This is a genomic window from Aporhodopirellula sallentina SM41 (genome assembly GCF_000346505.1).
Taxonomy (GTDB): Bacteria; Planctomycetota; Planctomycetia; order Pirellulales; family Pirellulaceae; genus Rhodopirellula; species Rhodopirellula sallentina.
The window spans coordinates 1-6,903 of the sequence record NZ_ANOH01000203.1 but is presented as its reverse complement, the minus strand read 5'-3'; the positions used below and the strand labels follow the sequence as shown (position 1 = coordinate 6,903).

General features: G+C 57.0%; 5 protein-coding genes. 4 read left to right on the top strand and 1 reads right to left on the bottom strand.

Going from position 1 to position 6,903, the window contains the following annotated elements; translation table 11 throughout:
* On the bottom strand, positions 1-442 hold a 442-nt coding region (locus tag RSSM_RS13085; protein ID WP_008679271.1), incomplete at its 3' end, for an SPFH domain-containing protein.
* 216 nt (positions 443-658) lie between these two features.
* Between RSSM_RS13085 and RSSM_RS13080 the strand changes: the two genes are divergently transcribed.
* The 4 genes from RSSM_RS13080 (at position 659) to RSSM_RS13065 (ending at position 6,828) form a co-directional block, all read left to right on the top strand.
* A complete protein-coding gene (locus RSSM_RS13080) occupies positions 659-1,540 on the top strand; it encodes a hypothetical protein (protein WP_201767200.1) in 882 nt (293 codons plus the stop codon).
* Complete coding sequence (locus tag RSSM_RS13075) at positions 1,537-2,985, top strand: HTTM domain-containing protein (protein WP_008679266.1); 1,449 nt, start codon at positions 1,537-1,539, stop codon at positions 2,983-2,985. Before RSSM_RS13080 ends, RSSM_RS13075 begins: the two co-directional genes overlap by 4 nt.
* An 86-nt stretch (positions 2,986-3,071) precedes the next feature.
* A complete protein-coding gene (locus RSSM_RS13070; protein WP_008679264.1) occupies positions 3,072-4,553 on the top strand; it encodes a PAS domain-containing sensor histidine kinase in 1,482 nt (493 codons plus the stop codon).
* Between the two features lie 349 nt (positions 4,554-4,902).
* Positions 4,903-6,828 carry a glutamine--tRNA ligase/YqeY domain fusion protein gene (locus tag RSSM_RS13065; RefSeq protein ID WP_008679261.1) on the top strand — a complete coding sequence of 642 codons (1,926 nt, stop codon included), beginning with the start codon at positions 4,903-4,905 and terminating at the stop codon, positions 6,826-6,828.
* Positions 6,829-6,903 lie beyond the last annotated feature (75 nt).

Below are 6,903 nucleotides of genomic sequence, written 5' to 3'. Positions count from 1 at the left end.
GACTTTTGACACCGAAGAGATAGGGATACAGATTGTTCTCGCTGATCCGGTATCGAATCTGTCCGTTAACTCCCGTGGTCAAATTGTCCTTCGTGACCGCTTCGATTGTGTCCTGCCGTTTGGACGGGTCCCACGAAAGATCGACCGCGTGTGTCGCCACGCTCACACGGTGCACGGTCTCCCATGGCAATTTGAAATAGGGGCCGCCCGGTCCGATGACGCGGACCTGCGGGTAAGAGTACCGCTCGCGTTCTTCATTGGTCAGGCTAGGATCGATCGGCGGCGCGATGTCGGGCGACTCGGCGACCATCGGCAGAATCTCGGCCGCGCCGAACCGCGTTTTCACCGCCCTTTGATCCGGGGAGACTGTGTACAAACAGCCAGGTAACGTCCGAAAGGCGGCGTAGGCTGCGATGCCCAATACATACCACAGTAGAAACATGATGCACTCACTAGTTTATCGAAGACGGAACATCCCCATACGGGGCGGTGAGATTGGATTGTAACGATCCCCCGAGCCCGCGGTACGGGTTCGCCGAGTCGACCGGCGAACGGACCGCGGTGCGTCAATCGATGACGGCGCCCCGGCTATACATCGACGTCCGACTGACTATTTTGGGAGAACTATCGTCAACGCCCACAATCGACCGGTTTCCGCTTGTCTCAACCGACCTCCCCTCGAATTTCGCGACGCCTGAGAATCGTGCTGAGCGTCTTGGTTTTGGCGCATCTCTCCGCCGTCGTCGCCCCTCCGCTCGCCTTTCAAAGCCGAGGCCCGCGCGGCCTTTCGCCATCGGTGTCGATGCTGCTCTCGCCGCTCGCTGCCTATGGGCAGTTTCTATATCTCGACCGAGGCTACGCGTTCTTTGCGCCCGACCCGGGACCGAGCCATTTGATGCGGGTCGAACTCGCCCCCGGCAACGACGTTCCTCCCGAGGAAGTCACTCCCGAGACGGTTGCCCGCGACCCGCAGGTACGTCTCTATCCGAGCCTCGATGATCAGTGGCCTCGGTTGCTCTACCACCGACACTTCATGCTGGCCGAGTTTTTGAACGACGCCTACCAACCGGCCCTGCCCAACGAGACAGCTCGATTGGTCGGAGAAGAGTTCCCGATCGAAGAACTGCAGGCGTGGCGGACCGGACGGGAGCGGTATGAACGAATCGCGAATTCGATGCGAGATCACCTCCGCCATCAATACGGCAAAATCGACATTCGCATCGATCGGCTCGAGCACATGATCCCCGATTTCGTGCCGTACGCCGAAAACCCAACACCGCTGAACGATCCACCCACCTACGTTCTACTGGAAGACATTCCGATCACGTTGGAGACACTGCTAGGCGTCATGCCACAGGACCTTCCGCAGCCTGAACCGAGCGAGAGTGTCCCGGCACCATCGGGTGAGAGAATCCCGAGCGGCCAACCGCAGACCCGTCCGATCGAAAAGGATCACACCAACGATTCCGGAGCCCCCGCCCGCTCCGCAAACGTGAATGAAGAAGATGCCGGCGTCTCGGAAGGAGCCCGACCTCGATGAGTTCGAACGCATCACTAGCCACAAGGCTGAAGACTTCCGCAACCGATTTCTTCGACGCCTGGGATGAATTCTGGTTCGCCGCACGGAATGTCGAGACTCTCGCGATCCTTCGCATCTGCACCGGAGCGATGCTGCTGTATTCGCACCTCGTTTTGGCGACCGATTTGGAATCGTTCGTTGGCACCAACGCGTGGATCAACAACGAAACCTCTCAGGCGTTGCATGACGGCACGTTGGGCGAACCGACTGCGGCATGGTCGTACTTATGGAACATCGACAGCCCCGCGATGATCGGGCTGCATCACGTCGTAACGATGATCGCATCGGCCGCGTTCATGGTCGGTTTCCTGACACGGATTACCGGCCCGTTGGCGTTGTGGTTTCAACTCATGTTGATCCATCGGTTGCTCGGCAGCCTCTTCGGTCTCGACCAGATCGTCACCTACTGCACGCTGTACTTGGCGTTCACGCCATGCGGCGCGGCGTTCTCGGTCGACTCATGGTTGCGTCGCCGTTTGACACGCAACAAAGACCCCCAATCGAAAGCGTTCGGTTGGCTCTTACCCTGCGACGCGCCCAGTGTCGCTGCCAACGTCGCAACTCGTTTACTGCAACTGCATCTCTGCGTGATCTATTTGTTTGGCGGACTGGCCAAAGCCCGCGGGCAACTTTGGTGGGACGGCACGGCGCTTTGGTACGCAATCGGCAACTACGAATACCAATCGCTGGACATGACCTTCATGGCGGCGTACCCGAAGTTCTTCACCGCCCTTACTCACGTGACGTTGTTCTGGGAGATCTTTTACTGTGCGTTGGTTTGGCCACGCTGGACACGTCCGCTCACGGTGGCCGTCGCCGTTGCGGTGCACGGCGGGATCGCCTTGGGACTCGGCATGGCCACGTTCGGCCTGATGATGATTGCCGCAAACGGGATCTTCATCAGCCCAGCGGTGTTTCGGCATTGGCGTGGCCTGGATGTCTCCGATCAGAATGCAACCTCTGAAAAATCCCGTTCATCTCAGGGCGTATCGGACAACGCATCGAAACCAGAAACCTCGGCAACGGACACACGGCCAAACGATGACCGGGCCTCGTCAGAGCGATCGGCCGTCGAAGAGAATCGCGCCGAGATCGAAGAAAACCTAGCCAAACGGATGGCCGATTTGGAAAAAGGCGAAGAGGCCTTCAAAAAGCGATATCTCAAACTCAAACGCCGCGAAGCCAAAGTCGAAGAACGCAACGAGCGAATCAAAGCGACCAAAGCCAAACTCCGAGCCAAACTCGAAGACGGTACGTTGGTACGAGGCGATCAACTGCTCGAGCAGTCCGAGGCGGACCTTTCCGGTATCGGACTGAGTGACAGTCACGACGACCTCGAGAATCATACCGACGACAGTTTATCCGGTTACGATCTGCTCAACCCAAAGGACGGCCAAGAATCGTAGATAGGTGACAGACGCCTACTATTCCGCGTGGTACATTACTCCACGGTGAATGAATCAAGGACGACACGTCGCGGAATCCTATTCTGATGTTGACTGAAAATCTAAACTGGCAAGAGATAACCAATCAACTCTCCCATTCTGTCTTTCTTATTCTTGAAGACGCCTCGTTTCTTTATGCGAATCAACACGCCTGCGAGAAACTAAAGTACTCTCCCGAGGAGATGTCGAAGATGAAGGTCTTCGATATCACGCCGCGTTACCAACTGGTCTCGTGGCAGGACACGTGGGAAAAATTCAAGACGCATAAAAGGACTCAACACGAGTCAACTCATCGCGACAGCGAAGGCAATGAGTTCCCAATTCTCGTCAACGTGACGTACAACGACGATGCGGCGGATCAACCGTTCTTGATCGTCCACACCTATGACCTCACGCAGAGTCAGCGGGATCGTCAACAACTCTTGCTCGCGATCAAAGCGGCCAAGGTTGGTTTCTGGGACTATGACTTGGAATCGGGCAACGTCTACGTTTCCCCGGAGCTCTACCATCAAGTCGGCATGCAGGTCGGCGAGAAGTGGGATGTCGACGTTTGGACGGGTATCTTGCATCCCGAGGATCATGACCAGGCGGTGGCTTGCCTAGAGGAGTTTCAATCGGGACGTGATGAGGAGTACTTGAACGTCTATCGACTCAAGCACTCCGACGGCGGCTATCGGTGGTTTGAATCCAGAGGTCAGTTTGTCACCGACACGACGGGAAAACACATCCGCATGGTCGGAACCCAAGTCGACATCACCACGCAGAAGTCGACCGAAGAGGAAGTCCGAAAGATGCTGCAGAAGAGCGAAGCGGTCTCGCAATCGCTCGCTCGCAGCAACCGAGACCTCGAACAGTTTGCTTACGTGGCCTCGCATGACCTTCGCGCGCCCCTTCGCGGACTGATTCACCTGACGAGTTGGGTGCGTGAGGACGCCGCCGATGCCAACATCGAACTCCCCGACAACGTCCTCGAACACCTGCGCAAAATGCATGACCAGGTCGAACGGATGGACGCATTGCTCTCCGGCCTGCTGGAGTACTCCCGCGTCGGAAACCGCAACCACATGCAACGCAGCGTCCGCCTGCAGGACATCCTCAAAGATTCGGTGGAGTTATCCGACGTTCCTGAAACGTTCGAGATTGTCTTGCCCGAGAAAGACATCACCTGGGTTACCGTTCGCGAACCGTTGCAGAGAGTGTTTCAAAACTTGATCGACAACGCGGTCAAGCACCATGACCGCGATCAAGGGAAGATCGCGATCACCTGCCAAGAGACCGCGAGCGACTACGTGTTCAGCGTGATCGATGATGGCCCCGGGATCGATGACAAACATCACGGCAAGGTTTTTGAGATTTTCCAGAAACTTCACCCGTCTGCTGGCGATGAAGGTGCGGGGCTCGGTTTGACGATCGTGCAGAAACTGGTGCAAACCGCCGGTGGTCAGATCGAAATTCACAACGCCTCGCCGCGTGGCACCGAGTTCCGTTTCACTTGGCCGAAAGAGATCACCGAAGAAGCGTTGAACTAACGACGACGGCTCTTCCGACGCCGTGATTCTGCCCAGCCCGCCTGCGTCGCGGAAACGAACATCGCTCGTCGCTGGCTTGTCCGATCACTGTGACGACCGGACACATACGAAGTGGTGCCGGGACTGCACTTGAGTGGCCTCTCATATTCTTCCCGTCTAGCTCCACGCTTAAATTGACTCAGCCGACGTGGCTGGGTTCCGGAAGCCTGAATTCTGGCGACTCCAGCTACACCGATTGGGCACGTCAAACTTCAAAATGCGTCTAGTTCCGCTACCCCTGAACGGTCGAAAAGGTCACAATTATCGGCTCATTCAATCTGATTCATTCGCTCCCGAGGCTCCTCCCGCCGTGAACGCTTCTCGCCCAAACGATCACACCCAACCCAACGCCCCAACAGACCGAGACGCTGCCGCGCCAGATCACGCCGCCGATCCAAACAACGGTAGCGATCCCAACCCTAGTGGCGAAAAAACCCACCGCCACTTCATCCGCCAAGCCATCGACGCGGATCTCGCTTCGGGCCGTTTCGACGGTGTTCGCACGCGTTTCCCGCCGGAACCGAACGGCTACCTGCACATCGGACACGCCAAGAGCATCTGCCTGAACTTCGGTTTGGCACAGGAACTCGGCGGCACCTGCAACCTCCGCTTTGACGACACCAACCCGACCAAAGAAGACACCGAGTACGTCGATTCGATTCAAGAAGACGTGCGTTGGCTCGGGTTCCAGTGGGACAACCTGCACTTTGCCAGCGACTATTTCGATCAGCTTTATCAGTGGGCGGAAAAGCTGGTCATGGAAGGGCACGCCTACGTCTGCGACCTCACCGCCGAACAAACACGCGAGTACCGCGGGACCCTGACCGAACCGGGACGAGACAGCCCCGGTCGCAGCAACACCCCCGAGGAAAACCTCGACCTGCTGCGCCGGATGAAAGCCGGCGAGTTCCCCGACGGTGCCAAGACGCTCCGTGCGAAGATCGACATGGCCAACCCCAACATCAACCTGCGTGATCCGGTGATGTATCGGATCTCACATGTCCCCCATCACCGAACCGGAGACAAGTGGTGCATCTATCCGATGTACGATTGGGCGCATGGACAAAGCGACTCGATCGAAAAGATCACATTCTCGATCTGCACGTTGGAATTCGAACACCACCGACCACTCTACGATTGGTACTGCGAAAAACTCGAAATCCATCATCCGCGCCAAATCGAATTCGCCCGGCTGAACATCACCTACACGGTGATGAGCAAACGCAAACTCCTGCAACTCGTGCAGGAAAAACATGTCTCCGGATGGGATGATCCGCGGATGCCGACCATCGTCGGACTACGTCGTCGCGGCTACACCCCCGAGTCGATTCGTGCCTTCTGCGCCGACATCGGCGTTGCCAAATTCAACAGCACCATCGATGTGGTGAGACTCGAAAACGCGGTCCGAGAACATCTCAACGAAGTCGCCCCACGACGAATGGCGGTTCTCGATCCTGTCAAACTGACCATCACGAACTGGGCCGACCACGGATCGCCCGTCGAAATGATGTCTGCGATCAACAACCCCGGCGATGAGTCAGCGGGCAGTCGCGAGATTCCTTTCTCGGGATCCCTGTGGATCGAACGCGATGACTTCAAGGAAGAAGCACCACGCAAATTTTTCCGGTTGAAGAAAGGCGGCGCGGTTCGCTTGCGTGCGGGATACATCGTTGATTGTCACGACGTGGTCAAAGACGACGACGGGAACATCACCGAAATCTTGTGCACCTACGATCCTGAAACCAAAAGCGGAGAAGACACATCGGGCCGCAAGGTCAAAGGCACAATCCACTGGGTCAGTTGCGACCATGCATCGGAAGTGACCGTGCGAAACTACGACCGATTGTTTTCGGTCGAAAACCCCGACAACGTGCCCGAAGGAAAAACATTCCTGGACCATATCAACCCGGATTCTTTGTCGACCACGAAGGCGTACGTCGAACCGGCACTCTGCGAAGCGAAAGTCGGTGACCGGGTGCAGTTCGAACGCCTCGGCTACTACGTCGTCGACCCTGACAGCAAAGACGGCGAGATGGTTTTCAACCGCATCGTTGGCCTGCGTGATACCTGGGCGAAGATCGCCAACAAATCCGAAGGCAACCCAAAAGGCGGCGGAAAGCAGGGGGCCGGAAAACAGGGCGGTGGAAAACAAGGCTCTGGAAAACAGAAGACAGGCAAACAAGGCGGCAACCAACCTGCCTCCGGCAAACCTCCCCAAGCCAAGAAAACCGACTGATCGCATCCTAAAGACCTATCCGAACCGGCATCAGCCGATTGGCGTTCGCCGCGGTTTCGATGCGACAACCAGGGC

What these genes read in the sequence shown, in the direction of transcription:
- RSSM_RS13070 (WP_008679264.1), top strand. Translation starts at nt 3,072, where the DNA reads ATGTTGACTGAAAATCTAAACTGGCAAGAGATAACCAATCAACTCTCC.
- RSSM_RS13075 (WP_008679266.1), top strand. Translation starts at nt 1,537, where the DNA reads ATGAGTTCGAACGCATCACTAGCCACAAGGCTGAAGACTTCCGCAACC.